General features: G+C 51.2%; 23 protein-coding genes and 1 pseudogene. 7 read left to right on the top strand and 17 right to left on the bottom strand.

What is annotated here, in order from left to right:
- Positions 1–147: 147 nt before the first annotated feature.
- Entirely contained in the window at positions 148–705 is a 558-nt protein-coding gene (locus DRI82_RS05325; protein WP_114192469.1) for a single-stranded DNA-binding protein, read from the bottom strand.
- 276 nt (positions 706–981) lie between these two features.
- On the opposite strand from DRI82_RS05325, the gene uvrA reads away from it, so the two are divergent.
- Positions 982–3,837, top strand: a complete 2,856-nt coding sequence (uvrA, locus tag DRI82_RS05320) for an excinuclease ABC subunit UvrA (RefSeq protein ID WP_114192468.1) — start codon at positions 982–984, stop codon at positions 3,835–3,837.
- 121 nt (positions 3,838–3,958) lie between these two features.
- On the opposite strand, the gene DRI82_RS05315 is transcribed toward uvrA, so the two are convergent.
- The 3 genes from DRI82_RS05315 to DRI82_RS05305 all read right to left on the bottom strand — a co-directional run bounded on the left by DRI82_RS05315 (position 3,959) and on the right by DRI82_RS05305 (position 6,055).
- Positions 3,959–4,312: an MmcQ/YjbR family DNA-binding protein gene (locus DRI82_RS05315; RefSeq protein ID WP_114192467.1), complete on the bottom strand. Its 354-nt coding sequence runs from the start codon at positions 4,310–4,312 to the stop codon at positions 3,959–3,961.
- 2 nt (positions 4,313–4,314) lie between these two features.
- Entirely contained in the window at positions 4,315–4,731 is a 417-nt protein-coding gene (locus tag DRI82_RS05310) for a secondary thiamine-phosphate synthase enzyme YjbQ (RefSeq protein ID WP_114192466.1), read from the bottom strand.
- Positions 4,732–4,861: 130 nt separating this feature from the next.
- A complete protein-coding gene (locus DRI82_RS05305) occupies positions 4,862–6,055 on the bottom strand; it encodes an amino acid aminotransferase (protein ID WP_114192465.1) in 1,194 nt (397 codons plus the stop codon).
- Positions 6,056–6,228: 173 nt separating this feature from the next.
- Between DRI82_RS05305 and DRI82_RS24260 the strand changes: the two are divergent.
- Positions 6,229–6,432: pseudogene (locus tag DRI82_RS24260) on the top strand (aromatic amino acid transporter AroP); the annotation flags it as partial.
- A 13-nt stretch (positions 6,433–6,445) separates the two neighbouring features.
- Positions 6,446–7,222 carry a transporter substrate-binding domain-containing protein gene (locus DRI82_RS05295; RefSeq protein WP_114192464.1) on the top strand — a complete coding sequence of 259 codons (777 nt, stop codon included), beginning with the start codon at positions 6,446–6,448 and terminating at the stop codon, positions 7,220–7,222.
- 69 nt (positions 7,223–7,291) lie between these two features.
- Here the strand turns inward: DRI82_RS05295 and alr are convergent, their stop codons facing one another.
- Positions 7,292–8,371 (bottom strand): alanine racemase, encoded by a 1,080-nt coding sequence (alr, locus tag DRI82_RS05290; protein ID WP_114192463.1) that lies wholly within the window; start codon positions 8,369–8,371, stop codon positions 7,292–7,294.
- Positions 8,372–8,401: 30 nt separating this feature from the next.
- A complete protein-coding gene (gene dnaB / locus DRI82_RS05285; protein ID WP_114192462.1) occupies positions 8,402–9,808 on the bottom strand; it encodes a replicative DNA helicase in 1,407 nt (468 codons plus the stop codon).
- 191 nt (positions 9,809–9,999) lie between these two features.
- Here dnaB and DRI82_RS05280 point away from each other — a divergent pair, with 191 nt between their 5' ends.
- Complete coding sequence (locus DRI82_RS05280) at positions 10,000–10,989, top strand: quinone oxidoreductase (protein WP_114192461.1); 990 nt, start codon at positions 10,000–10,002, stop codon at positions 10,987–10,989.
- A 421-nt stretch (positions 10,990–11,410) separates the two neighbouring features.
- Here the strand turns inward: DRI82_RS05280 and pspG are convergent, their stop codons facing one another.
- Complete coding sequence (pspG, locus tag DRI82_RS05275; RefSeq protein ID WP_114192460.1) at positions 11,411–11,629, bottom strand: envelope stress response protein PspG; 219 nt, start codon at positions 11,627–11,629, stop codon at positions 11,411–11,413.
- Positions 11,630–11,776: 147 nt separating this feature from the next.
- Positions 11,777–12,823, bottom strand: coding sequence for a tRNA dihydrouridine(20/20a) synthase DusA (dusA, locus tag DRI82_RS05270; protein WP_114192778.1), 1,047 nt, complete (start codon positions 12,821–12,823; stop codon positions 11,777–11,779).
- Between the two features lie 268 nt (positions 12,824–13,091).
- On the opposite strand from dusA, the gene zur reads away from it, so the two are divergent.
- Positions 13,092–13,601 carry a zinc uptake transcriptional repressor Zur gene (gene zur / locus DRI82_RS05265; protein ID WP_114192459.1) on the top strand — a complete coding sequence of 170 codons (510 nt, stop codon included), beginning with the start codon at positions 13,092–13,094 and terminating at the stop codon, positions 13,599–13,601.
- Between the two features lie 263 nt (positions 13,602–13,864).
- Here the strand turns inward: zur and DRI82_RS05260 are convergent, their stop codons facing one another.
- The 3 genes from DRI82_RS05260 to DRI82_RS05250 all read right to left on the bottom strand — a co-directional run bounded on the left by DRI82_RS05260 (position 13,865) and on the right by DRI82_RS05250 (position 15,688).
- Positions 13,865–14,074, bottom strand: a complete 210-nt coding sequence (locus tag DRI82_RS05260; protein ID WP_114192777.1) for a CsbD family protein — start codon at positions 14,072–14,074, stop codon at positions 13,865–13,867.
- A gap of 519 nt (positions 14,075–14,593) precedes the next feature.
- Complete coding sequence (lexA, locus tag DRI82_RS05255) at positions 14,594–15,202, bottom strand: transcriptional repressor LexA (protein ID WP_114192458.1); 609 nt, start codon at positions 15,200–15,202, stop codon at positions 14,594–14,596.
- A 117-nt stretch (positions 15,203–15,319) separates the two neighbouring features.
- Positions 15,320–15,688 (bottom strand): diacylglycerol kinase, encoded by a 369-nt coding sequence (locus tag DRI82_RS05250; RefSeq protein ID WP_114192457.1) that lies wholly within the window; start codon positions 15,686–15,688, stop codon positions 15,320–15,322.
- A gap of 126 nt (positions 15,689–15,814) precedes the next feature.
- Between DRI82_RS05250 and plsB the strand changes: the two genes are divergently transcribed.
- On the top strand, positions 15,815–18,292 hold the full coding sequence (gene plsB, locus DRI82_RS05245) for a glycerol-3-phosphate 1-O-acyltransferase PlsB (protein ID WP_114192456.1): 2,478 nt from the start codon (positions 15,815–15,817) through the stop codon (positions 18,290–18,292).
- A gap of 70 nt (positions 18,293–18,362) precedes the next feature.
- Here plsB and ubiA read toward each other — a convergent pair whose 3' ends face one another.
- The 6 genes from ubiA to DRI82_RS05215 form a co-directional block, all read right to left on the bottom strand.
- Positions 18,363–19,241 (bottom strand): 4-hydroxybenzoate octaprenyltransferase, encoded by an 879-nt coding sequence (gene ubiA, locus DRI82_RS05240; protein ID WP_114192455.1) that lies wholly within the window; start codon positions 19,239–19,241, stop codon positions 18,363–18,365.
- Positions 19,242–19,264: 23 nt separating this feature from the next.
- Complete coding sequence (ubiC, locus tag DRI82_RS05235) at positions 19,265–19,786, bottom strand: chorismate lyase (RefSeq protein ID WP_114192454.1); 522 nt, start codon at positions 19,784–19,786, stop codon at positions 19,265–19,267.
- Positions 19,787–20,024: 238 nt separating this feature from the next.
- Entirely contained in the window at positions 20,025–20,948 is a 924-nt protein-coding gene (gene malM, locus DRI82_RS05230) for a maltose operon protein MalM (protein WP_114192453.1), read from the bottom strand.
- 174 nt (positions 20,949–21,122) lie between these two features.
- Positions 21,123–22,418, bottom strand: coding sequence for a maltoporin (locus DRI82_RS05225; RefSeq protein WP_157968018.1), 1,296 nt, complete (start codon positions 22,416–22,418; stop codon positions 21,123–21,125).
- Between the two features lie 32 nt (positions 22,419–22,450).
- Complete coding sequence (gene malK, locus DRI82_RS05220) at positions 22,451–23,560, bottom strand: maltose/maltodextrin ABC transporter ATP-binding protein MalK (protein WP_114192451.1); 1,110 nt, start codon at positions 23,558–23,560, stop codon at positions 22,451–22,453.
- Positions 23,553–24,548 carry an alpha-amylase family glycosyl hydrolase gene (locus tag DRI82_RS05215; RefSeq protein WP_114192450.1) on the bottom strand — a complete coding sequence of 332 codons (996 nt, stop codon included), beginning with the start codon at positions 24,546–24,548 and terminating at the stop codon, positions 23,553–23,555. Before DRI82_RS05215 ends, malK begins: the two co-directional genes overlap by 8 nt.
- Positions 24,549–24,941: 393 nt before the next feature.
- Here DRI82_RS05215 and malE point away from each other — a divergent pair, with 393 nt between their 5' ends.
- Positions 24,942–26,153, top strand: coding sequence for a maltose/maltodextrin ABC transporter substrate-binding protein MalE (gene malE / locus DRI82_RS05210; RefSeq protein WP_114192449.1), 1,212 nt, complete (start codon positions 24,942–24,944; stop codon positions 26,151–26,153).
- The last annotated feature ends 26 nt before the right edge of the window (positions 26,154–26,179 follow it).

Raw genomic sequence — 26,179 nt, 5'->3', positions numbered from 1 at the left:
CTCTATGGGATCACCGCAGGGCCAACGGACAAATTACCCCGTTTACTTCCATTACCTCCCACACTAAAACAAGAAAGCCCCTAAAATCAGGGGCTTTCTTCATAATGACTTACATGATATTCGAGCTATTTTCAGATAGCGGCGCGCTTAAAACGGAATGTCGTCATCAAAGTCCATCGGTGGCTCGTTGCTGCTGGCCGCCGGGGTGTTGTTCTGCGCTGGGCGGGCAGGCGCTTGCTGACCACCACCGCTGAACTGGTTATTGTTGCCACCCTGTGGCTGCTGAGGCTGACCCCAACCGCCCTGCTGAGCACCGGCATTGCCGCCCGCCGCTGGTGCACCTGCGCCGCCGCCCTGACGTCCACCCAGCATTTGCATGGTTCCGCCGACATTGACGACCACTTCCGTGGTGTATTTTTCTACGCCTGCCTGATCGGTCCATTTACGGGTCTGCAATGCACCTTCAATGTAAACCTGAGAACCTTTACGCAGGTATTCAGCCGCAACTTCTGCCAGCTTGCCAAACAGCACGACACGGTGCCATTCAGTTTTCTCTTTCTGCTCGCCGGTTGCTTTGTCACGCCAGCTTTCGGAGGTAGCCAGGGTGATGTTAGCAACAGCGCCGCCGTTAGGCATATAACGGACTTCAGGGTCTTGGCCCAGATTCCCGACAAGGATTACTTTGTTAACGCCTCTGCTGGCCATGGGGAACTCTCCTGATGAAGTAATTTATACACTTTAAACCGTTTAGTTTAGCATGCCATCGGGGCTCTTCATACCTGCGATACCGATTCCAAAAATGTCGCCGATACCGACACTGTTACATCACTATACTGTATATTCATTCAGGTTTATTTGTGCCATAATTATCCGTTTCGTACTTTCTGTGCCCAATCTAATGGCTGATGTGCGCGGCTAGACCACACCATCGAAATCAATGAAAGGCACGGTGAGAGGTTGAGTTTACTCCGGGAATGATGAATGGATAAGATAGAAGTTCGGGGTGCACGTACCCATAATCTGAAGAATATCAACCTGATTATCCCGCGCGACAAACTTATCGTTGTCACCGGATTATCCGGTTCAGGCAAATCCTCACTGGCTTTTGATACCCTGTATGCTGAAGGTCAGCGCCGCTATGTGGAGTCACTCTCCGCCTATGCACGCCAGTTCCTGTCGCTGATGGAAAAACCAGATGTGGATCATATTGAAGGGCTATCGCCCGCGATTTCGATCGAGCAGAAATCCACATCACACAACCCGCGTTCCACCGTCGGCACCATAACGGAAATCCATGATTACCTGCGCCTGCTGTTTGCCCGCGTGGGTGAGCCGCGCTGCCCGGAACACGATGTGACACTGGCGGCGCAGACAGTCAGCCAGATGGTGGATAACGTTCTGGCACAGCCGGAAGGCCGGCGACTGATGCTGCTGGCGCCGGTGATCAAAGATCGTAAGGGCGAGCACACCAAAACGCTGGAAAATCTGGCAACGCAGGGCTATATCCGGGCACGAATTGACGGTGAAGTGTGCGATCTCTCCGATCCACCCAAGCTCGAACTGCAAAAGAAACACACCATTGAAGTGGTGGTCGATCGTTTCAAGGTTCGTGAAGATCTGGCGCAGCGTTTGGCGGAATCGTTTGAAACCGCGCTGGAGCTCTCTGGCGGTACCGCCGTTGTGGCGGATATGGACGACGAAAAAGCCGAAGAGATGCTCTTTTCGGCCAACTTTGCCTGCCCGATTTGTGGCTACAGCATGCGTGAACTGGAACCGCGTTTGTTCTCGTTCAACAACCCGGCGGGTGCCTGCCCGACCTGTGACGGTCTGGGCGTACAGCAGTTTTTCGATCCCGATCGGGTCGTACAAAATCCTGAGCTGTCATTGGCAGGCGGCGCGATCCGCGGTTGGGATCGGCGAAATTTCTACTATTTCCAGATGCTGCGCTCACTGTCCGAGCATTACAAATTTGATGTGGAAATGCCTTACAACAGTCTGGGCGAAACGGTGCAGAAAGCCATTCTTTCGGGTTCTGGCAAAGACACCATCGAATTCAAATATATCAACGATCGTGGTGATACCTCGATTCGCCGTCATCCGTTTGAAGGCGTACTGCACAATATGGAGCGTCGCTATAAAGAGACGGAGTCCAATGCAGTCCGCGAAGAACTGGCGAAGTACATTAGCAACCGTCCGTGCGCATCCTGTCATGGCACCCGGTTACGTGAAGAGTCGCGCCATGTCTTTGTGGAAAACACCACGCTGCCGGAAATCTCGGACTTCAGCATCGGCCATGCGATGACCTTCTTCCAGAGCATGAAGCTCAGCGGTCAACGGGCGCAAATTGCTGAGAAAATCTTGAAAGAGATTGGCGACCGCCTGAAATTCCTGGTCAACGTCGGTCTGAATTATCTGTCACTCTCCCGTTCTGCCGAAACGCTGTCCGGCGGCGAGGCGCAGCGTATCCGTTTGGCCAGCCAGATCGGTGCCGGTTTGGTTGGGGTGATGTATGTGCTGGATGAACCCTCCATCGGCTTGCACCAGCGTGATAACGAACGCCTGCTCGAAACGCTGATTCACCTGCGTAATCTCGGGAATACCGTGATTGTGGTAGAGCATGATGAAGATGCGATCAGGGCGGCTGACCATATCATTGATATCGGTCCAGGCGCTGGCGTTCACGGCGGTGAAATTGTTGCGGAAGGTACCGCAGAGGACATTATGGCCAATGAGAATTCATTGACCGGACAGTTCCTCAGCGGCAAGCGGGAAATCGCCATTCCTGAACAGCGTGTTCCTGCCGATCCGGCCAGAGTGCTGAAACTGGTGGGTGCGCGGGGCAATAACCTCAAGAATGTGACGTTATCGCTGCCCGTTGGGTTGTTCACCTGTATCACCGGCGTGTCCGGTTCAGGGAAATCGACGCTGATCAACGATACGCTGTTCCCTATCGCACAGCGCCAGCTAAACGGGGCGACGCTCGCTGAACCCGCCCCTTTCCGTGAAGTTCATGGTCTTGAACACTTCGACAAAGTGATCGATATCGACCAGAGCCCCATCGGGCGGACGCCGCGTTCAAACCCGGCGACCTATACGGGGATTTTCACCCCGGTGCGTGAACTGTTTGCGGGCGTACCCGAGTCACGTACCCGTGGCTATAATCCGGGGCGATTCAGTTTCAACGTGCGCGGCGGGCGTTGTGAAGCCTGTCAGGGCGATGGCGTTATTAAGGTTGAAATGCACTTTCTGCCCGATATTTACGTCCCGTGCGATCAGTGCAGAGGTAAACGCTATAACCGTGAAACGCTGGAGATCCGTTATAAAGGCAAAAGCATTCACGAAGTGCTGGATATGACCATTGAAGAGGCGCGTGATTTCTTTGATGCCGTTCCGGCGCTGGCGCGCAAACTGCAAACCTTGATGGATGTAGGTTTATCCTATATTCGTCTGGGTCAGTCGGCGACCACGCTGTCTGGCGGTGAGGCCCAGCGCGTTAAGCTGGCGCGCGAACTGTCAAAACGCGGTACCGGGCAAACCCTGTATATTCTGGATGAACCGACTACCGGTCTGCACTTCGCCGATATTCAGCAGTTGCTGGCGGTTCTGCATCAGCTCCGCGATCAAGGCAATACCATCGTGGTGATTGAGCATAATCTGGATGTGATTAAAACTGCGGATTGGATTGTCGATCTCGGCCCTGAAGGCGGAAACGGTGGTGGTGAGATCCTGGTATCAGGAACGCCGGAAACCGTGGCGGAATGTCAGGAATCGCATACGGCACGCTTCCTCAAACCGTTGCTCGCTCGCCATCTGGACAAGCGCAAAAAGTCAGCATAACGCTTTTACCAGGCGATACGATTTGTCAGGGTGATCTATTTATCAGGGCGATGTATTTATCAGGGCGATCAAAGTATCGCCCTTTTTATCGAACCTGGAACTTTTCAGGCGTCAGGTTTTTTCAAACCCCCAGCCCGTGCCGGACATCTTCCGGTAGTCCCGAAACCACCAGTTGGTAGGAACTGTCGATCATATAATAGAATTGGGAATCAGGCAGATCGCCTTCAAGAAATATGGTGTTCCAATGGGCCTTGTTCAGATGTTCGCCGGGTACGATCTGGGCATACTTTGCCCGCAATCTATCGGCAACTTCCGGGCTGGTTTTCAGGGAGATCGCAGGTCGGCCCTGAATATCGTTCACCATGGCAAACATCACCTCGCCCACTTTTATCTGATTCGCATTCCATTGATTGTCTACGCTTTGGTCCGCGCCGGGTTTGGACATGCAGTATTCAAGAAGGTCCGAACTTGTCATCTTTATTCCCCTTGTAAGGTAACGACGATTCTACGCTGACCGCCGTGTATCCGATGTTCTCCCAACCAAATGCCCTGCCAGGTTCCCAGCACCAATTTGCCGTGTTTCACCGGTAAGGTTAATGATGCACCAAGCAGCGACGATTTAATGTGAGCCGGCATGTCATCAGCCCCCTCATCGTCGTGTTGATAAGCTGCATTCTCCGGTACATGCCGCAAAAAGTGTTGTTCCATATCAGAACGGACGGAAGAATCGCAATTTTCATTCAACGTCAGCGATGCTGAAGTGTGCTGTAGCAGCAAGTGAACCAGTCCCACTTCCAGACGATGCAGGGTTGTCAGTTCGTCAACGATCTCGTCAGTTATCAGATGAAATCCACGCGCCTTGGCACTGAGGACGATGATTTGTTGATGCCACATAATCTTGCCCACCTTAATCAGTATATACCCTCGGATTGCTCCCAGATGCACATAAACAACAAGGGCGATATCTCTATCGCCCTGATAAAGGGTATCGCCCCCTGAGAAAACTGCTTTTTGCCACTGGCCATTACTGTACGGCGGCAAAAGCCTCGGCGACACGCTGCACGTTACCGTGGTTCAGGCCCGCCATACAGACGCGGCCACTGGCGATCAGATAGACACCAAACTCTTCACGCAGTCGATCAACCTGAGCAACGCTGAAGCCGGTGTAACTGAACATACCACGCTGCTCCATAAGATAATCGAAATTACGCCCAGGCACGGCTGTTTTCAGTGTTGCCACCAACGTTTTGCGCATTTCGATAATGCGGGTGCGCATACGCTCAACTTCGGCCTGCCACTCGGCACGCAGTGCATTGTCGTTGAGTACTTTAGCCACAACCTGCGCACCAAAATTCGGCGGACTGGAATAGTTGCGGCGCACGGTCGCTTTCAACTGCCCCAAAACGCGGTTGGCTGCTTCACTGCTCTCACAGACGACAGACAAGCCGCCAACGCGTTCGCCATACAACGAGAAGATTTTAGAGAAGGAATTACTGACCAGACACGGCAATTCAGCTTGCGCCATCGCGCGGATGGCGTACGCATCTTCGTTCAATCCGGCACCAAAACCCTGATAGGCAATATCAAGGAACGGAATCAACTGGCGCTCTTTGGCCACCAGAATCACTTTGTCCCACTGTTCATTGGTCAGGTCGGAACCGGTCGGGTTATGACAGCACGGATGAAGCAACACGATACTTTTCAGCGGTAATTTTTGCAGGCTGGTCAGCATCGCCTCAACATTGACAGACAAGTTCTCAGCATCAAAGTACGGATAAGTATGAACGTTGAAACCGGAACCGGAGAAAATTGCAATGTGGTTTTCCCAGGTTGGATCGCTGACCCATACCTCAGAATCCGGGAAATAGCGCTTAAGGAAATCGGCCCCCACTTTCAGCGCACCCGATCCCCCCACCGTTTGGATGGTAGCAATGCGCTGTTGCTGCAACATCGCGTGATCGGCACCAAACAACAACTGCTGGATAGCAGCGCGGTAAGGCTGCAAACCTTCCATCGGCAAATAGACGGAGGCACCCTGTGACGTTGCATTCAGTTGCGCTTCGGCGGCTTCAACCGCTTTCATCTGCGGGATCACACCGTGCTCGTCATAATACAGCCCGATACTCAGGTTAACCTTTTGCTCTCTCGGATCTTTTTTGAAACTTTCCATCAGCGACAGAATGGGGTCACCCGCGTAGGCATCAACATTTTGGAACATGGTGCTACTCTCCTTGGTTCGTTCTTTTTCAGGGTAAGGGGTTATACGCTAACGCGCCGCGTAATGTTATCGACATGATCACTGCATAACAGCCTACCAGTTTTTCTGCCTTTGGCGATCCCTGACGAGCACAAAGCGATACTCATGCCGCGCCGTTGCCCCTTTTCGGTTAATTCTCCCGATTGCAATATCCGCTGACGAATATTCCTGGCCTACTGTTCCTGAGCGGAATTCTGGTTATTATGTACTTGACGCCCGGTATTCAGATGTCGGTCTTACCGATCCCCGTCTGGTTATTGGCGTTGGCAATAGGGTATCGAAGCAAAAAAAGGAAACTCACTCTAACGGCAGTCAATGCGCCTGCCGATAATGCATAATCCGGGATAGATAATGAACAAAACACTATTAGCCACTTTATTACTGATCGTCGCGGGCAGCGCAAGCGCTGCACAGTCGCGACTGGATCAGGTTTTACAGCAGGGTACACTTAACGTTTGCACCACCGGTGATTACAAGCCTTACACTTACCTACGCGAGGACGGTAAGTATGAAGGGATCGATATTGCCATGGCGGAATCCCTGGCTGAAAGCCTCGGTGCCAAGGTCAATTTTATCAAAACCACCTGGAAAACCCTGATGCCAGATTTCCTGTCTGGCAAATGCGATATTGCCATGGGTGGTGTGTCGGTGACGCTTGAGCGACAGAAGAAAGCCAACTTTACGGATATCGTCGACATTGACGGCAAGATTCCATTTGTTCGCTGTGAAGATGTGAAGAAATACCAGACCATCAAGCAAATCAATAAACCCAGCGTTCGACTGCTTGAACCTGCCGGTGGAACAAATGAAGCATTCGTGCATGCGCTCCTGCCTGAAGGCAATCTGACCCTCACGCATGATAACGTAGCTATTTTTCAGCAACTCGTTGATAAAAAAGCAGATGTGATGATAACGGATGCGTCAGAAGCGCTGTTCCAGCAGAAACATTACCCACAATTATGTGCCGTAAACCCGAAAAAACCGATGCAGTACGGGGAGAAGGCATATATGTTGCCGCGTGATGATATCAACTGGAAACTGTACGTGGATCAGTGGCTTCACCTGACAAAAGCCACGGGCAAGTATGAGGAAATTATCAGCGTATGGCTGGCAACCCCAACCAATTAATGTATTAATGAATCAATAAAGAAATGAGTCAATCTCCTCCCCCAACCTTCTGGGGGAGGAAATCCAGCCTCAGTCGCCAATATATTCCATGGCAACGCGCGAGGTCAGTTTAGTAATGAGTTCGTAGGCGCTGATTCCGCTGGCGGCGGCAATTCGCTCTACCGGCAGATCTCTCCCCCACAGAATCACTTCATCACCCACTTTGTCCGGCGATTCTGGCCCCAAATCGATAGAAATCATATCCATCGAGACCCGTCCTGCGATGGGCACTTCCCGGCCATTAATGCGTACTGGTGTGCCACTGGGCGCACTGCGTGGATAACCGTCGCCATAACCCATGGCGATCACGCCCAGGCGCGTATCGCGATCGCTGATCCAGGTGCCGCCATAACCCACCGGTTCGCCAGCTTTATGCTCGCGCACAGCAATCAGGCTGGTTTTCAGCGTCATGACCGGCTCAAAGCCATAATGACTGGCATACGGGTGTTCAAGCGGGGAAACGCCGTACATGATAATGCCGGGACGCACCCAATCACGATGCGCGTCAGGCCACAGCAAGATACCGCCGGACGCTGAAATGGATTGCATACCCGGTTTCCCCTGCGCAAAGGCATCGAAACAGGCAAGTTGTTGTAAGGTCGTTGCCATCTCGGGTTCGTCAGCACGACTGAAATGACTCATGATGTTGACCGGTTGATTGACGTTTTTGCAGGCCAAGAGGCGCTGGTAAAACGCCTCCGCGTTATCAGGCCGTACGCCAAGCCGGTGCATACCCGTATCCAGTTTCATCCAGACATTCACCGGTCGCGACAGCGTGGCCTGCTCGAGTGCCTCAAGCTGTTCAATGCTGTGCACTGCGGTATCAATGCTATTGGCGACCAGAATTGGCAAGTCGCTGGCGGAGAAAAAACCCTCCAGCAACAAAATAGGTTTTACGATGCCACCCGAGCGCAGCATCAATGCTTCGCCAAGTCGCGCAACGCCATAACAATCAGCGTCTTGCAACGTGTGGGCCGTTTCCAGCAACCCGTGTCCATAAGCGTTTGCTTTCACAACTGCAATCAGGTGACTCTGGGGTGCCAGACGGCGCACCTGCTGCAGGTTGTGTCGCAGAGCGCGGCGATCAATCACTGCCGTTGCCGCTTTCATCTCTTATCCTTAGCTAAGTATTGTCTTCAGTTATTCTTCATCAAATTGCGGACCGGCATAGTTATCAAAACGCGACCATTGACCGTTAAATTTCAACCTGACAGTCCCGATCGGGCCGTTACGCTGTTTACCCAAAATAATCTGCGCGATCCCTTTTTCATCACTGTTGTCGTGATAAACCTCATCGCGATAAATAAACATGATCAAATCCGCATCCTGCTCAATCGAGCCTGATTCACGCAAGTCGGAGTTGACCGGACGTTTGTCGGCACGCTGCTCCAGGCTTCGGTTGAGCTGCGACAGCGCAACGACCGGAACCTGCAATTCCTTCGCCAGCGCTTTCAATGAACGCGAGATTTCAGCAATCTCCAGCGTACGGTTGTCAGACAGGGAAGGAACACGCATCAACTGTAGGTAATCGATCATGATCAGGCTCAGCCCGCCGTGCTCGCGGAAAACTCTTCGCGCACGGGAACGAACTTCCGTTGGCGTTAACCCCGAAGAGTCGTCGATATACATGTTGCGCTTTTCGAGCAGAATTCCCATCGTACTTGAGATACGCGCCCAGTCCTCATCATCGAGCTGACCGGTACGGATTCGCGTCTGATCCACGCGCGACAGCGAGGCCAACATACGCATCATCAACTGGTCGCCGGGCATCTCCAGACTGAAAATCAGCACCGGTTTTTCCTGCATCATCGCGGCGTTTTCGCACAAGTTCATGGCGAAGGTGGTTTTACCCATAGAGGGACGCGCGGCCACGATAATCAGATCGGATTTTTGCAAGCCAGCGGTTTTTTTATCCAGATCGCTATAACCGGTCGACACGCCCGTTACACCATCGTGAGGACGCTGGAACAGGTCTTCGATACGTGCAACCGTACTCTCCAGAATCCGATCAATACTTTTGGGTCCATCATCTTTATTGGCGCGGCTTTCTGCGATCTGGAAAACGCGTGACTCCGCCAAATCCAGCAGATCTTCGCTGCTGCGTCCCTGCGGGTCGTAACCGGCATCCGCAATTTCATTGGCAACGGAGATCATCTCGCGAACTACCGCACGTTCGCGGACAATATCTGCATAAGCACCAATGTTCGCAGCACTTGGCGTATTTTTTGATAGTTCAGCCAGATAGGCAAAGCCGCCCACGGAGTCCAGATCGCTCTTCTGCTCCAGCGACTCGGACAGGGTGATCAGATCGATCGGCTTACCCATTTCCAGCAGGCGGTGCATCTCGGTAAAAATCAACCGGTGTGGCCGACTGAAAAAGTCATTAGCGGAAACGCGCTCAGCGACGTTATCCCAACGTTCATTATCCAACATTAAACCGCCCAGCACGGACTGTTCAGCCTCCAGCGAGTGTGGCGGCAATTTGAGACCCTCCATCTGACGGTCCCGGGTGTCGAACATTTTGCTGGTGGGTTGTTTTGCTGCCATGAGTTGCATTTTCCTGCTACGAAAGTGTTCAGTTTCTGATGTCGCTGTGATTAATCGACGCGTCAGTATACTCAATTATAAGACCTTGTGATTCCTCATTTCCAAATGGTCTTATGACCAGACGGGTGATGGCTGGATCGACACATTCAAATAGCGTAGGGTGAAATCAAACCCTATCAGGAGGAGTTATCATGGCAAAGCGCATTCAGTTTAGCGAAACCGGCGGTCCAGAGGTTTTGCAGTATGTCGATTATACACCGCAAGATCCTGCCGCTGGTGAAGTTCAGGTTGAAAACAAGGCGATAGGCATCAATTATCTTGATACCTATATTCGCAGCGGCCTCTATGCCCCCACGCAACTTCCTTCCGGCCTCGGTACCGAAGCGGCTGGTGTGGTGACCAAGGTCGGCGCAGGTGTCAGCGGAGTAAAAGTAGGCGATCGCGTGGTCTACGCACAATCCTCACTCGGTGCTTACAGCGAATACCATAATGTATCAGCAGATAGAATCGCCCACTTACCCAATGCGGTCAGCTTTGAACAGGGTGCGGCATCCTTCCTGAAAGGCCTGACAGTACACTATCTGCTACGCCAAACTTATGAAATACAGCCCAATGAAAAATTCCTGTTCCATGCCGCGGCAGGCGGAGTCGGTTTAATTGCCAGCCAGTGGTCAAAAGCGTTGGGAGCAAAACTGATCGGTACGGTCGGTTCGGATGAGAAAGCGGAGCGGGCAAAACAGGCAGGAGCCTGGGCGACCATTAATTACCAACATGAAGATATTGCCAAACGGGTCGAGGAATTGACCGACGGTGAGAGAGTCGCGGTTGTTTATGATTCGGTGGGGAAAAATACCTGGCTGGACTCCCTGAACAGCCTGAAACGCCGTGGGTTGCTGGTCAGCTTTGGTAACGCGTCTGGTGCAGTCACCGGCATTGATCTGGGAATTCTGAACCAGAAAGGTTCGCTGTATGTTACCCGCCCTTCTCTCAATGGTTATATCACCACTCATCAAGAGCTGGTGACTGCGAGTAATGAACTCTTTTCGCTGATTGCCAGTGGTGCGATAAAAGTGGACGTGGATGAAAAACAGAAGTTTCCACTTTCTGAGGCGCAACGCGCCCACGAAATGTTGCAAAGCCGCGCGACACAAGGCTCAAGCCTGCTGATCCCCGGGAAATAATCGCATCATCGGCACGATTCATCGCCACAAAATTCATCGCTACAAACTCATCATTACAAACAAAGAGGGCTCCGTTTAGGGAGCCCTCTGATGGTATTGTTGCTTTATACACCAGCGACACATTTGCCAGTTTGTAGGGGTACTACAGAGTAAAACCCGGTGGACGGTGTCGCTATTGCGACTATTATTTATCTCGCCAGGCGGATGAAAATGGGACCTGAAATCGATAAGGATAAGCATCCTATCAGTCACCCATGTTAAAAAATATCCTTAATCGCGGTTTGATCTGACTTAAGATAAAACCTGTGATCTCTGCCGCATAAGTAAAAGTTATATGCATTTTATTGCAATAGAGATTCGAAAACAAATATCCATCATACTGATAAATAATAAAAAACTGCATTCTCTTCCGTAAGACTATTCAATAACGCGGTAATTTTGGTCTTTGCATCGTCCGGTAAATCCAAACCACTACTACGGCCAGAACCAGCCACGGTAACATTTTTATAACCATGGCGAACAAACCACCCACCAGCATAAATAGCGCAGCGACAAACAGCGCAGCCACCATTCCCACTAACGAAACACCCGTGACGAGCAGCATCAGGAAAAACCCCACAATAAAGAAAATTTCTAGCATGGTATGTTCCTCAACATTATCACTGTGGAAACCAGAATCTATGTCAGGTATTACAAGAAACGTGCCAGAATTGCGGAAGGACTAACTCATTGAAAAGTAATACCACGCCCAAATCAGCTCTCATTGGACGTGGTCAAAAAAACCAACTTATAGTGAATTTCGCTGCGGACGAATAACGTGTTGCAGCGCCTGTTCAACCACCGCGACATCTGCGCCCGCTTTATGGGCATTTTCACTCAGGTGGCGACGCCATTGCCGTGCGCCAGGGATACTCTGAAATATTCCGAGAATATGGCGAGTAATATGACCAAGATAGGTCCCCTTCGACAACTCAGCTTCTATATACGGATAGAGCGCGCGCACAATATCCACGCTGTCTGGTACCGCGGCCTGACCATCAAACAGTTCGCGATCGACTTGCGCCAGCATGCCCGGATTCTGATAGGCTTCACGACCAATCATGACACCATCAAGATGCTGGAGATGCTGTTTCGCCTCTTCCAGAGTTTTGATTCCACCGTTAATCGCGATCGTCAGATGCGGAAAATCGCGCTTTAGCTGATAGACCCGCGGATAATCCAGCGGCGGTATTTCGCGATTCTCCTTCGGACTGAGGCCAGAAAGCCAGGCTTTACGGGCATGGATCGTGAACACCTCACAATTTCCCCGTTCAGCCACCGTTTGCACAAAATCACATAGAAATTCGTAGCTGTCCTGCTCATCAATACCAATGCGGGTTTTCACCGTAACCGGGATGGACACGACGTCACGCATCGCTTTAATGCAATCGGCCACCAGAGTTGACTGTGCCATCAGGCAAGCACCGAACATGCCGTTCTGTACCCGATCGGACGGACAACCTACGTTAAGGTTGATCTCATCATAGCCGCGGGCTTCAGCGAGTTTCGCACATTGCGCCAATGCGGCAGGATCGCTGCCACCCAGTTGCAAGGCTACGGGATGCTCCTGATCGCTATAGGCCAGATAATCACCTTTGCCGTGAATAATCGCGCCCGTAGTGACCATTTCGGTATACAGCAGCGCTTGCCCGCTCAGCAGACGATGGAAATAGCGGCAATGGCGATCGGTCCAATCCAGCATCGGCGCAATGGAAAAACGTTGCAGTGCAAAAGGCGCTGCGGGCGCTTGAGTTGGTAAAGTATGTAGGGTGTGTGAACTGTGATTATCTGACATGTAACGTGAATTCTTTTCCGGTGGCATCATCGGCATTCCTCACGCCAACACCAAGTGCGGCAACAGGAACAGAGCCGTGGATTATATCACAGAAGGTTGATCTGGCACCCCAGGCTGCACATGTGCTGAAACGTGGAACAGTGGGCTGATGCTTTGAATAGAATATAATCTATGAATACACGTTAACTCTCTCAGTTAGCGTCGCTATATCGGTGATTGGCGCTAAACATGATAAAATCAGTTTTCTTCATGTACCGGGAATATTGCTATGAACTCAACCAACCAGGAAAGGCTACTCGCGCAGGCGGAAAATCTCTGTCAGCAAAGGAATGTGCGCCTGACCCCGCAACGGCTGGAAGTCCTACGCCTCATGGCGCAGCAACCCGGGGCGATCAGTGCCTATGACCTTCTTGATCTGCTGCGCGTTTCAGAACCCCAGGCCAAACCGCCAACGGTCTATCGTGCGCTGGATTTTTTGCTTGAGCAGGGATTTATTCATCGCGTCGAGTCGGCAAACAGCTATGTTCTGTGTCATCACTTTGAAGAACCCACCCATACATCGGCACTTTTTATCTGCGACCGTTGCAGTCTGGTAACCGAGAAAACGACCGAAGGCATCGAAGAGGCGCTGGCCAAACTCGCGCAAGAGGCGGGATTTGCCCTGAGGCACAGCGTCGTAGAAGCCCATGGTTTATGCCCGCAATGTCGTGAAGTTGAATCTTGCGATCATCAGGAAAGTTGCGAACACGATCACAGCATCGTGTTGAAAAAGCGCTGATTGAAAAGCTGGGTTTTCGCCGTAAAAGCGAAACCCGATCGATTATTTCGGTGCGTATAAACTTCAATCAGGTTTTATCAGGACAGATGAGCAGAGTAGATAGGGAAAAAGTGCGGGTACATCCTTGTACCACTTTATCCTGGTCGTTGCTAATCGGGTAGGAGCAGCGGGAGCGACCAGAGATTTTTATAATACCGTCTTATTTAAAAGACATGAGTCCTAAAACTCTAGGTTTTAAAGAAAGAAGTGAGTGAAAATTTGACTTACCAGTGGTACTTATTACGACCTTCCCACTCTTTCACTTCTTTTTCAGCGGCTTCTCTTTGATAGCCATATCTTTCCTGGATCTTACCTATCAACTGCTCGCGTTTACCTTCAACGATAGTCAGATCATCATCGGTAAGTTTACCCCATTGTTCTTTCACTTTACCTTTAAACTGCTTCCAGTTACCGCCGGCTTCATCTTTATTCATCATAAAATCTCCATACCTTAGGTTTTAACTCCGTATGAATTTTCGTCTGACATCAACGAATTCGTATTCATACAGCTCTTCGTCAGTTTTAGATAAATCAGGCCTAACACATTTGTTTGATACTGCATTAAAGGGTTTCGACATCACTAACGATATAGAAACAAAGCAGAATTAAACGCTACAAACATGCTGACCTTGGTAATAACTATAGTGAAGAATTCGGAGTATCTGGCTTTTGACAGAGGTAATTAACTAATTATAAAAAAATTACTCGTCATGGGAAAGGTAAAAGAACAGTAAAAACAACGAGTAATGAGGCGATTTAGTCATCATCCAGATATGTAATTAAATATGTCTACAAAGCGTGACGCGGGGAGTATTCCGCTCAACAGACAACCTTGGGCAAGGTCGATAAAAACGACAACGCCCCAATTAAGGGGCGCGGTCTGGAAGGGGAAAGTGCTACCACCAATCTGGTTTGAACAAGTCTGGTTTGAACAAGTTGGTCAAGCGGAGGTGTTAGCTCCAGTCACCGTTGCGGATTACACCGACAGCCAATCCTTCGATAGAGAAATTTTGCTGGCGCAAATCAACAATAATAGGTTCAAACTCATTGTTCTCAGGCAGCAGATGAACAATATTGCCCTGTTTCTTTAGACGTTTAACCGTCACTTCGTCTTCAATGCGCGCAACAACAACCTGACCATTGCGGACATCCTGCGTTTTATGCACAGCCAACAAATCGCCATCAAGAATGCCGATGTCTTTCATCGACATCCCGCTGACGCGCAGTAGAAAATCGGCATTTGGTTTAAACATGGAAGGATCGACCTGATAATGGCCTTCAATATGCTGTTGTGCCAGTAAAGGTTCACCCGCAGCCACCCGACCTACCAACGGCAAACCTTCCACTTCTTCCATGAGCAGCCGGATACCGCGCGACGCCCCAGAAACAATTTCGATTACGCCTTTGCGTGCCAGGGCTTTCAAATGCTCTTCAGCAGCGTTCGGTGAGCGGAACCCCAGACGCTGTGCGATCTCAGCACGCGTTGGTGGCATGCCTGTCTGCGAAATATGATCGCGAATCAGGTCATAGACCTCTTGCTGTCTGGTAGTTAATGCTTTCATCCCGCCCCCTGGTTGTTTATACAGTCTTGCTGTGAGTATATACAGGTAAAGGGTGATTGAAAACCGGGCATTTAACAAAAACAGGGATTAAAGCGGATATTTTATACTTTTCTCGACTCAGGTCAGATAACGCCAGAGCAATGTCACCCAAATAAAGAGTGCCAATAGCAGACTGAGGGAGACGGCGGCCGATCCCATATCTTTTGCCCGGCCCGATAATTCATGCCATTCACTACCAATGCGATCAACGATAGATTCGAGCGCGCTATTCAGTACCTCGATGATAAGCACCAAAATAACGGATCCAATCAATAAAATTCGTTCTATGTTGGTCACATCCAGCCATAAAGCGATTAAAATAGCAGGAATGGCCATTACGGCTTCTTGCCGGAAAGCGGCTTCATTTTTCCACGCGGCGACGAGGCCTTTAATGGAATATCCTGCTGCTTTATATATTCTCAACAATCCATTTGTTTGATTTGCCATAATTTGCACGTCATGAGGTGGGCTTTACGGCATTTTAGCGTTTATTCGTTGTCTCAGCACCACAGATCTCCACCACGGATTCTGGTATCCTTGCGGCGCATTGCTAACAAGAGGCTTTAAGTTGTTATGTCAGGTTGGCGTAGATTATATTATAAGTTATTGAACTTACCGCTGAAATTGCTGGTAAGAAGCAAGGTTATCCCTGCAGATCCGGTCACCGAGCTACGTTTGGATCCGACCAGACCGATTCTGTATGTTTTACCTTACAATTCAAAAGCAGATCTGCTGACGCTGCGGGCACAATGCCTGGCGCAAGATCTGCCGGATCCGCTCATCCCTTTGGAGATCGATGGCGTCCAACTCCCCAGCCACGTGTTTATCGATCACGGGCCGCGCGTCTTTCATTACTACGCTCCCAAACAGGAATCGGTAAAGCTGTTCCACGATTACCTTGATTTGCACCGTAGCAATCCGGCGCTTGATATCCAGATGCTGCCGGTTTCAGTGATGTTTGGGCGTTCTCCCGGTCGCGAAGGCCAGAGTGCTCCGCATCTGCGGGTACTGAATGGCGTGCAGAAATTCTTTGCCGTCCTCTGGTTGGGTCGCGACAGTTTCGTCCGTTTCTCCAACACGGTTTCGCTGCGTTATATGGCGACCGAGCATGGCACGGATAAAACCATTGCGCAGAAACTGGCGCGCGTGGCGAGAATGCATTTCTCCCGCCAGCGTTTGGCTGCGGTTGGCCCAAGATTGCCGGTTCGCCAGGATCTGTTCAATAAATTGCTGGCTTCAAAAGCGATTGAAAAAGCAGTAGAAGATGAAGCGCGCAGCAAGAAAATTTCCCATGAGAAAGCCCAGCAGAATGCCATTGCCTTGATGGAAGAGATCGCTGCCGATTTTTCCTATGAGGCCGTGCGACTCTCCGATCGAATATTGAGCTGGACCTGGAACCGCCTTTATCAGGGCATCAACGTCCATAATGCAGAGCGGGTCCGCCAACTGGCGCAGGACGGTCAGGAGATCGTCTATGTTCCCTGCCATCGCAGCCACATGGACTATCTGCTGCTCTCCTATGTGCTCTATCATCAGGGATTGGTGCCACCGCATATCGCCGCCGGGATTAACCTCAATTTCTGGCCAGCCGGACCTATTTTCCGTCGGCTCGGTGCCTTCTTTATCCGGCGTACCTTTAAAGGTAATAAGCTCTATTCAACCGTATTCCGTGAATATCTGGGTGAACTGTTCACCCGTGGTTACTCGGTTGAGTATTTCGTTGAAGGAGGGCGTTCCCGCACCGGTCGCCTGCTGGAACCGAAAACCGGTACGCTGGCGATGACTATTCAGGCGATGCTGCGCGGTGGCAGTCGTCCGATCACGCTGGTACCGATCTATATCGGTTATGAGCATGTCATGGAAGTCGGAACCTACGCCAAAGAGTTACGCGGTGCGACCAAAGAAAAAGAGAGTTTCATGCAAATGATCAGTGGGTTGCGCAAACTGCGCAACCTGGGTCAGGGATACGTGAACTTTGGTGAACCGATACATCTGACCTCTTACCTGAATCAGCATGTTCCAAAGTGGCGTGATGCCATCGATCCTATTGAAGCACACCGCCCAAGTTGGCTGACCCCCATCGTGCAGGATTTGGCGGATCAGATCATGGTACGGATTAACAATGCCGCTGCCGCCAACGCGATGAATCTGTGTTCTACCGCGCTGCTGGCTTCGCGTCAACGTTCCCTTACCCGGGAGCAATTGCTTGAGCAGTTGGAATGTTATCTGCAGTTGATGCGCAACGTTCCTTATGCCAAGGATTCCACCGTACCGCAGCACAGCGCAGAAAAACTTCTCGATCATGCTTTGAACATGAACAAGTTCGAAGTCGAGAAAGATAACATCGGTGACATCATCATCCTGCCACGCGAGCAGGCGGTGCTGATGACCTACTACCGTAACAATATTCACCACATGCTGGTGTTGCCATCGTTGATTGCCAGCATAGTGATGCATCATCGCAAGGTGAGCCGTACCGAACTGTTACGCCAGATTAGCCTGATCTATCCAATGCTGAAGTCTGAACTGTTCCTGCATTACGGCATTGAACAACTGCCACAGGTGCTTCACACCCTGTGCGATGAGCTGGCGCGTCAGCAACTGATTATCGACCACGGTGAAGAACTGGCGCTGAACCCTGCCCGTATCCGCCCACTGCAATTACTGGCGGCTGGCGTGCGTGAAACATTGCAGCGTTATGCCATCACGCTCTCTCTTCTCAGCGCCAGCCCAAGCATCAGTCGTGGCGCGCTTGAGAAGGAGAGTCGCATCATGGCCCAGCGGTTGTCTGTTCTGCATGGAATCAATGCGCCGGAGTTCTTTGATAAAGCAGTGTTCTCCACGCTGGTAGCAACGCTACGTGCAGAAGGCTATATCAATGATATTGGTGATGCGATCCCGGCCCATACCTTGGCGGTGTACAACCTGCTCAGCGATTTGATGTCACCGGAAATAAGACTGACGATTGAAAGCGTGATTATGCCTGCCGAGTTGAGCCTGGAATCCAAGGAAGTCGACGTGGTCGAAGAACAGGATCGCGAAGAGAACTGATGGGTATGAATTGCCAAAAAAAGCACCGCAATTGAACTGCGGTGCTTTTTTTATGCCTCACGTTCAGCGATTACCAGCCAATTTGTGAGTAACTCAGAAAAATGCCGATAAACAGTACCAGGCCAACATAGTTATTATTCAAAAAGGCCTGGAAACAGGGGTCGCGTTGCCGCTTGGCGATGACTTTTTGCTGGTGAATAAACAGCGCACCGGCCAGTAAGATAGACCAGTAAAATGCCCCACCCAGTTCCGCCAGATAACCAACATACGCCATCAATAACAGCGTAACCAACTGCAATATGCCGATAATCAATTTATCGTAGCGACCAAACAGAACCGCTGTCGATTTTATACCAATCCGCACATCATCATCACGATCCACCATGGCGTATTGCGTATCATAAGCGACTGTCCAACAGATATTGGCGAGGAACAATAACCAACAACTGAGCGGTAGGGTCTCACTGACAGCGGCATAAGCCATGGGAATCGACCAGCCAAATGCGGCACCGAGTACCACCTGCGGCAAATGGGTAACCCGTTTCATGAAGGGATAAACCCATGCCAGCGCCAAGGCGGCCAATGATAGCCAGATGGTCATCGCATTGAGCGTCAGAACCAGGGCAAACGAAAGCAGTACCAGGCTGATGAACAACACTTTCGCTTCGCGTTCGCTAATAGTGCCACTGGGCAAGGGGCGACTGGCAGTGCGTTTTACATGACCATCAAACTTGCGATCCGCATAGTCATTTACCACGCACCCGGCAGCACGCATCATGAAAACACCCAAAACAAAAACCAGCAAAATTTTCAGTTGCGGGACGCCCTGTCCAGCAAGCCAAAGTGCCCATAACGTGGGCCACAATAACAACAAAGAACCAATTGGTTTGTCGATTCGCATCAGGCGGCAATAGGCCAACCATTTGCTTTGAGTCACACTTCCCTCCACTTATATCTCTCCCACTTTATTGCTTATTCTTCACTGTCCTGCACCCGATACAACGGTGATTCTGCCAGAAAAATTTCGGTCAGCAGCAAGGGCTTATCCGACAGCCGTAAACGAGATCGCCGTGCCCAGAACACACCTTGCTTACCTGTTTGAATATAGTCGCGGGTTAGATTGTCGCCACTGAAAAGATAACGGCCAAGTGGGAGCGTACCCAGATCCACCAGCGCCTGATCTGACCCGGTTAATGTCTGTTGCGGAATCACCGTTCTCCCCAGCAGCCAGGGCCGGCCATCACCGAACAAGACAATCTCCCTCAACCAGTATCGTTCACTGACAGGCAACTGCTCGGCCTCGTCCTTCCCAAGTTGCTCACGCGTGATGAAATATTCATTACGGGGCTCAACGGTGACCTTATGGCAATGTTCTTCAAAACGCCTGGTCATTGAACCCAGTTCCATCAACCAATCGGCAATTTCTGCAGGCACCGGTTCAGCGTCATCAAGCCATTGAATAGGAGGCAGAATCGACGTTTTACTTTCAGACATGCATTACAATTCCTGACGGACGCGAGGCCGCAATGGCCTGCTATGAATTAATAGAAGGCCATTGTAGCGCAATATAACGAAGCGGTAACTCGTGGTTTAACAGTCATTCAACAACATTGTAAAGAATTGGGGCATGGCGGATTCCAGTAAGAGGAGACTGTGGCGTGCAACAAGCAAAAAAGGTGCGCCAGGGGCGCACCAAACATCCAGCCAGAGTCGGCGGTGAGGGGTTTGTTAATTAACCCTTGCCTTTCACACTGCCGATAAACGTTTTACGCGCAGTTTTCGACCCTAAACGTTCTGCTTCATCCAGAAGTTTCAAGGCCTTATCAACGTCACCCTCTTTTACCGCTTGCTTGATGGCGTTATTAAAGTAGCTTTCAGTATCATTGAGCATCGGCTCCGACGGTTTCGCCGGGATGGTTTCTGCAACAGGGGTTGCACTCATCGGTGCTGGGGCTGGGGCTTGCCCTACCACGACGGGTGCCGCTGTTGGTGCAGGCTGAATCAGTCCGATCATCACATTTCCGGTGCTCTGCTCTGCTTTCACTTTCACTTTCAGCGTGCCAGTGGTGGCGTGGCGGGCGATCGGGTCCGGAATATCAGGAATGGCATTACCCACACCAGCCGCATAGGCTTTGGCAGGTGCCATCAGGGTGGTGGTTTTGGCAGCATCCTGACGGGTGGTATACACCAGCATATAAATCTGTTTTTGCCCCAAAGCTGGGGTGAGTTTCAGGGTCCCTTCCAACCGATCCTGTGATAACACACCGGGTTGTTCATAAGGGAAGTAGCTGCTTGGGTAAAAGGCGGCAGGACGCATTTGTTCATCGAGGATCAAGACACTCGGTGCATAAACCGACAACCCTTGCGCCAAGCTGCTGAGAGTAATTTCAAGCGATCCGCGATCGGCGGGAAGCGCAAAAGCAGCCACGGCACCTTCAATATCACCCAGGTTCAGCGTCTGACTGCTGGCGCTCAGGGTGACGTTCTGTGAAGTTGGTGGAACCAGCGGCTGCCAGGATAAACTTTGCAATGTCTGCGTCGGAATCGTCGGCGCGACGGACACATTGGAGGGCAGTGTAGTCTGGGCAGCCGTTACGGCGAAGGGGGCAACGCCGAGCAACAGGGACAGACTGAGGGAGATCAGGGTCTTTTTCATTATTATGTCCTTTCGTAACCAGCATCAATCCTGGCGCGCCACAGGCAAGGAGCGGCGCGCCAGCTAATTCATTACTTATCTATTTATACCCGAAGTCATTGACGGTGCAGGTTGGCAACAAGCCAGCGAATACCGGTAGCGACCTGCCTGCAACGTCAAGTCCAAAAGGTATAATTACCACCAGACTTCCATTTGTGCACCGAAGGTAAATTCGTCGTTATTACCACGGCTGAAGGTGTGAGTACTTGTATCGTTGTAAGCCGTACCGCTGGTATAACCGGTGTCGTCGTCGGTGGCATAACCCCACTTCTCATCCCAATTGGCATAGGTTGCGAAGATACGGATGGCGGGACGGGACCATATGCTATTACCTGCCTGCCATTGTTGGGCAAGGGTAATTTTGTATTGGCCGTTACGATCGCCCGTTTGCTGCGACTTCACGTTGTCGTAGCCTGCTTCAAGGAAGGTACTCATGATTGGCGTCCATTTGTACATCGGGCGCACACCCACGGTATACCAGGTGGTGCCATTGTTGTTGTCACGATCGATATCCTGATACATGGCAACGTACATCAGACCCCAGGTGTCGTTGAAATCGATAGCACCATGATCCAGCACACGGATCATGTTGCCGTTGTTATTGACGCTTGCGCCTTCAGAGTGACCTGAGTTGTAAGAAGTCATGGAGTCAGTGGCATACTGCACAACAAATTTGTTATAGCCGCTATAGATGCTCTGGGTATGCTCAGCCGTCAGCATTACACCATCTTTCGATGCATCATCATCCAGCACAAAATCGTCACGCTCATTGGCCCGACCATAATCAACGCCCAATTCCAGGGTGCCACCAGGGTTCAGTTGCAGACCACCGAGACGTACGTCATATACATCGTTTGCCGTCTTATCCCCCGTATCGCCTGGCTCTCTAATAAATCCGTAGGAGCCGCCGCTTTCGGTGTTACGGGTTGCTGCCAGAGACAGTTTGCCGAAACCAAGATCGATGTTTTCCAGACCCGCACCAGGACCAGAAATATCCCAGTAGTAGAAGTCGATCATGTGGACGTCATGACGTTGGTAGAAGCGCTTACCTGCCCAGATGGTTGAACCTGGCAACCACTCGATTAAGTTTTTACCCTGCACATTGGCTTCACGGAAAGCGGGATCGGTGGCTTCCCAGTCGTTTTGCTGCGAAACGGAGTAAGCCACGTTGGTGTCGAAATAGAAGCTCTTATCGCCCTCTTTCCACAATTCCTGGCCTAATTTTAATTCTGCATAGGTTTCACACTCGTTACCCAGACGATATTTACTTTGGGCACCGGTTGCTTGAAAACACTGTTGCTCACCGCCACTGCCGGTCCAGCCAATACCGGAACGGGCATAACCGTGAAAATCGACGGCCATAGCCTGTGAGGACAGGACACCAGCGGCAACAGCCAGTGCTAAAGGTACTTTGCGCAGAGTAGTCATCATAATTCTCCTGTTATAGGTACGGCGTGCGTGCTTTAAACGCCAGCCTCTGAATGCAGCCGTTTACACGCAGTCCCATCCTCGCGGAATAGATGACAACGATGTGGCGGCAGACCGATGGCGAATGTGGCACCTTCTTGTACCAGCACCACGTCATTCTGGCGGTAAACCAGGTTCTGACGTATTGCCGGGATTTGGATATGAATTTGTGTTTCATTACCGAGTTGCTCAACGACCTGAACATCACCCGACAACGTGACTTCTGACTCGCTGCTCGGCAGCAAATGTTCAGGACGAATACCCAGAGACATATTGGCGCCAGCCTGCACGCCTTTACCTTCTACCGGCAGCCAGACCAGTTGTTGGTTAGGCAGTTCGATCTGGACCCGCAACTCTTCTGCAGCGGTGACTTTCACCGGCAGGAAATTCATCTTTGGCGAACCAATGAAACCCGCGACAAAGCGGTTGGCCGGGTAGTGATAGAGTTCAAGCGGCTTGCCGATCTGCGCGACGCGTCCGGCATCCAGCACCACAATTTTGTCGGCCAGCGTCATCGCTTCGACCTGATCGTGGGTGACGTAAATCATGGTGCGCTGCAAACGTTTATGCAGGCGGGAGATCTCGATGCGCATCTGCACACGCAGTGCGGCATCCAGATTGGAAAGGGGTTCATCAAGCAGAAAAACCTGTGGCTCGGCAACCAGCGTGCGGCCAATTGCCACGCGCTGACGCTGCCCGCCAGATAACGCTTTCGGTCGACGATCAAGCAGGTGTGCCAACTGCAGGATTTCAGACACCTGATTGACCCGTTGCGCGATTTCCGCTTTTTTGGCACCCGCCAACTTCAGGCCAAAGGACATATTGTCCGCGACCGACAAATGCGGATAGAGCGCATAAGACTGGAAAACCATCCCGATACCACGTTCGGCGGGTGGGACGTCATTCATGCGTTTGTCACCGATCAGCAGATCACCGGACGTAATGTCCTCCAGACCCGCGATCATTCTTAATAACGTGGATTTCCCGCAGCCCGATGGCCCAACGAAGACCACAAACTCACCTTCTTCAATCACCAGATTGACGTCTTTCGAGATCACCGTCTCACCGAAGGCTTTATAGACGCTACGCAGTGTTACGCTAGCCATGCGTTACTCCCATGCTTTCGCAAAATACTTCTTGTGTAACTTCCTGTCGTGTAAATACAGCGCAACCGAAGCCCGCTATAACCCATTGATGACTCTCTGCCTGAGCGCCGAGCTGCCATGCCATTGACATGTTTGCCACAGAGGGCGCCGCCGCCTGAGTATATGGCTGCAGATTAATAAGCGCTTCAAGGCATTGATCTAAATGGGTAATAACTAATCTAACCATACCGTTTCGCTGACTGACTTCCATCAGTTCTCCCTGCTGGATCAGCGGCAATTGGCGTAATTTCAATAACAATTGGCAATAGCGCAGCGTTGAATGTTCATCTTGCTGCTGTCTGCTTACGGCCATTGCGCGATGCTCGATCGCCACGCGCTGGTACCAGTCGAGTTGCCCGGCAGTCGCTTGCTCAGGCGCTTCGTGCCATGGCATCGGGCTTTGTGCGCCCTGTGGCTCTTCCAGCGCGGCAGCATGGGGCAACCCCAGCTCTTCACCCTGATAGAGGCAGATTGTGGCGGGCAACATCGCCAGCAATGTCAGATAAGCGGAGGCGGAACGTAAATCACCCTGTCCCCAGCGGCTGACAACGCGGGCCTGAAACGCGTCGCCGGTCATCCACACGGACTGACGCAACGTGTCGCGACGCGCAGAGAGCGCGCTTACCAGTCGCTCGATGCTGTAAGGCACTACGTCAACAGCCAGTTCGCCACAGCTCAGTTCACGCACCAGTGGCTGCAATTGTTTCACGCTGCCGATCGCGGCGTCCTGCCAAACACCAAGACCATTCTCAACCAACTGGCGCTGCACGCTGCCCGGTATCACGACCCTTTCAGGCAACAACACCCCATTGATCGATAACGCTTTCAGATACGGCAGTGCGGCAATCAGCCCTTCCAAGTCCCCAATGCCATCACCGTTACCGTCACGGAAACTGGCAGGATTTACCCGGTACAACGCGGGATGGGATGCGGTGCGCACTGACAACATGACTGGCTTCCTGCATAGCGGGGTAAATGGATGTTGCAGATGGTGCGTTACCGACATGAATTGGTAATCATCCGTAACAAGGTTTTTCACGGGGGAGGAGATAGGAGGATGAGAGAAAGTCAGGCTTGTTTGAAAGTTCAACAGCAAAGTCAAATTCGTGATCTGCCTTACAAATTCGCAGCAGTATTTACGTGCCTGACCCCACAAAACAGCCTGCAATGTTAAGTAGATCACAATTACCCAGGGAGGGGCGTAGAGAGGGGGAGGATGAGCGTATGTCCGGTTGTGAAGGACTATGTCAGTGCTGAAAACCATATTCCTCACTGCGTGTGGCACAGGTTATCTTGCCGCACCAACGTCGATGCCCACAGAATTAGATAAAAGGATCGGATTATGACTCGCACTTTGAATAAATCTGGCGTAACGAAAGTCGCGCGCACCCTGGCGCTTTCCGCATTGGCAACGCTGGTACTCTCCTCCTCGGCCTTTGCCAAAATAGAAGAAGGCAAACTGGTTATCTGGATCAATGGTGATAAAGGCTATAACGGTCTGGCGGAAGTCGGGAAAAAATTTGAGAAAGATACCGGCATCAAAGTGACCATTGAGCATCCAGATAAACTGGAAGAGAAATACCCACAGGTAGCGGCAACAGGTGACGGTCCGGACATTATTTTCTGGGCACATGACCGTTTCGGCGGTTACGCGCAATCTGGCCTTCTGGCAGAAATCCATCCTTCCCAAGCTTTCCAGGACAAGATTTATCCATTCACCTGGGACGCCGTTCGCTTTGAGGGCAAATTGATCGGTTACCCAGTCGCGGTTGAAGCGCTGTCGCTGATTTATAACAAAGACATAATTAAAGATGCACCGAAGACCTGGGAAGAGATCCCGGCACTGGATAAAGAACTCCGTGCCAAAGGTAAAAGTGCCATCATGTGGAACCTGCAAGAACCCTACTTCACCTGGCCAATCATTGCCGCCAATGGCGGTTACGCATTCAAAAATGAAGGCGGCAAATACAATATTAAAGACGTAGGCGTAAATAACGCGGGCGCACAATCAGGTCTGCAATTCATCGTCGATTTGGTGAAGAACAAACACATCAATGCAGATACCGACTATTCCATTGCTGAAGCCGCATTCAACAAGGGCCAAACAGCCATGACCATCAATGGACCATGGGCCTGGGGTAACATCGATCAAAGCAAGATCAACTACGGTGTCACCCTGTTGCCAACGTTCAAAGGCAAACCATCCAAACCGTTCGTTGGTGTGCTGACCGCAGGTATCAACTCCGCCAGCCCGAATAAAGAACTGGCCACGGAATTCCTGGAAAACTACCTGCTGACCGATGAGGGTCTGGCACAAGTGAACAAAGACAAGCCACTGGGTGCGGTTGCGCTTAAATCATTCCAAGAGCAACTGGCGAAAGACCCACGCATCTCCGCCACCATGGAGAACTCGCAGAATGGCGAAATCATGCCGAATATTCCGCAAATGAGTGCCTTCTGGTACGCCATGCGCACTGCTGTGATTAACGCCATAAGCGGACGCCAGACTGTTGCTGAAGCCCTGAAAGACGCTGAAACACGTATCACCAAGTAATCCAAGGGACGCGGCAGGCTGTCGGG

It is taken from the genome of Edaphovirga cremea, assembly GCF_003332275.1.
GTDB lineage: Bacteria > Pseudomonadota > Gammaproteobacteria > Enterobacterales > Enterobacteriaceae > Edaphovirga > Edaphovirga cremea.
This window is presented reverse-complemented; position numbering and strand designations above follow the sequence as displayed.

Excerpts from the sequence above, each read along its gene's own strand:
- dusA (WP_114192778.1), bottom strand. The coding sequence starts at position 12,823 with ATGTCAGATAATCACAGTTCACACACCCTACATACTTTACCAACTCAA.
- DRI82_RS05225 (WP_157968018.1), bottom strand. The coding sequence starts at position 22,418 with ATGATGACTACTCTGCGCAAAGTACCTTTAGCACTGGCTGTTGCCGCT.
- lexA (WP_114192458.1), bottom strand. The coding sequence starts at position 15,202 with ATGAAAGCATTAACTACCAGACAGCAAGAGGTCTATGACCTGATTCGC.
- DRI82_RS05215 (WP_114192450.1), bottom strand. The coding sequence starts at position 24,548 with ATGTTGTCAGTGCGCACCGCATCCCATCCCGCGTTGTACCGGGTAAAT.
- malE (WP_114192449.1), top strand. The coding sequence starts at position 24,942 with ATGACTCGCACTTTGAATAAATCTGGCGTAACGAAAGTCGCGCGCACC.
- DRI82_RS05280 (WP_114192461.1), top strand. The coding sequence starts at position 10,000 with ATGGCAAAGCGCATTCAGTTTAGCGAAACCGGCGGTCCAGAGGTTTTG.
- malK (WP_114192451.1), bottom strand. The coding sequence starts at position 23,560 with ATGGCTAGCGTAACACTGCGTAGCGTCTATAAAGCCTTCGGTGAGACG.
- DRI82_RS05315 (WP_114192467.1), bottom strand. The coding sequence starts at position 4,312 with ATGACAAGTTCGGACCTTCTTGAATACTGCATGTCCAAACCCGGCGCG.
- DRI82_RS05295 (WP_114192464.1), top strand. The coding sequence starts at position 6,446 with ATGAACAAAACACTATTAGCCACTTTATTACTGATCGTCGCGGGCAGC.
- ubiC (WP_114192454.1), bottom strand. The coding sequence starts at position 19,786 with ATGTCTGAAAGTAAAACGTCGATTCTGCCTCCTATTCAATGGCTTGAT.
- zur (WP_114192459.1), top strand. The coding sequence starts at position 13,092 with ATGAACTCAACCAACCAGGAAAGGCTACTCGCGCAGGCGGAAAATCTC.
- plsB (WP_114192456.1), top strand. The coding sequence starts at position 15,815 with ATGTCAGGTTGGCGTAGATTATATTATAAGTTATTGAACTTACCGCTG.
- pspG (WP_114192460.1), bottom strand. The coding sequence starts at position 11,629 with ATGCTAGAAATTTTCTTTATTGTGGGGTTTTTCCTGATGCTGCTCGTC.
- dnaB (WP_114192462.1), bottom strand. The coding sequence starts at position 9,808 with ATGGCAGCAAAACAACCCACCAGCAAAATGTTCGACACCCGGGACCGT.
- malM (WP_114192453.1), bottom strand. The coding sequence starts at position 20,948 with ATGAAAAAGACCCTGATCTCCCTCAGTCTGTCCCTGTTGCTCGGCGTT.
- alr (WP_114192463.1), bottom strand. The coding sequence starts at position 8,371 with ATGAAAGCGGCAACGGCAGTGATTGATCGCCGCGCTCTGCGACACAAC.
- DRI82_RS05260 (WP_114192777.1), bottom strand. The coding sequence starts at position 14,074 with ATGAATAAAGATGAAGCCGGCGGTAACTGGAAGCAGTTTAAAGGTAAA.
- DRI82_RS05305 (WP_114192465.1), bottom strand. The coding sequence starts at position 6,055 with ATGTTCCAAAATGTTGATGCCTACGCGGGTGACCCCATTCTGTCGCTG.
- DRI82_RS05325 (WP_114192469.1), bottom strand. The coding sequence starts at position 705 with ATGGCCAGCAGAGGCGTTAACAAAGTAATCCTTGTCGGGAATCTGGGC.
- DRI82_RS05310 (WP_114192466.1), bottom strand. The coding sequence starts at position 4,731 with ATGTGGCATCAACAAATCATCGTCCTCAGTGCCAAGGCGCGTGGATTT.
- DRI82_RS05250 (WP_114192457.1), bottom strand. The coding sequence starts at position 15,688 with ATGGCAAATCAAACAAATGGATTGTTGAGAATATATAAAGCAGCAGGA.
- uvrA (WP_114192468.1), top strand. The coding sequence starts at position 982 with ATGGATAAGATAGAAGTTCGGGGTGCACGTACCCATAATCTGAAGAAT.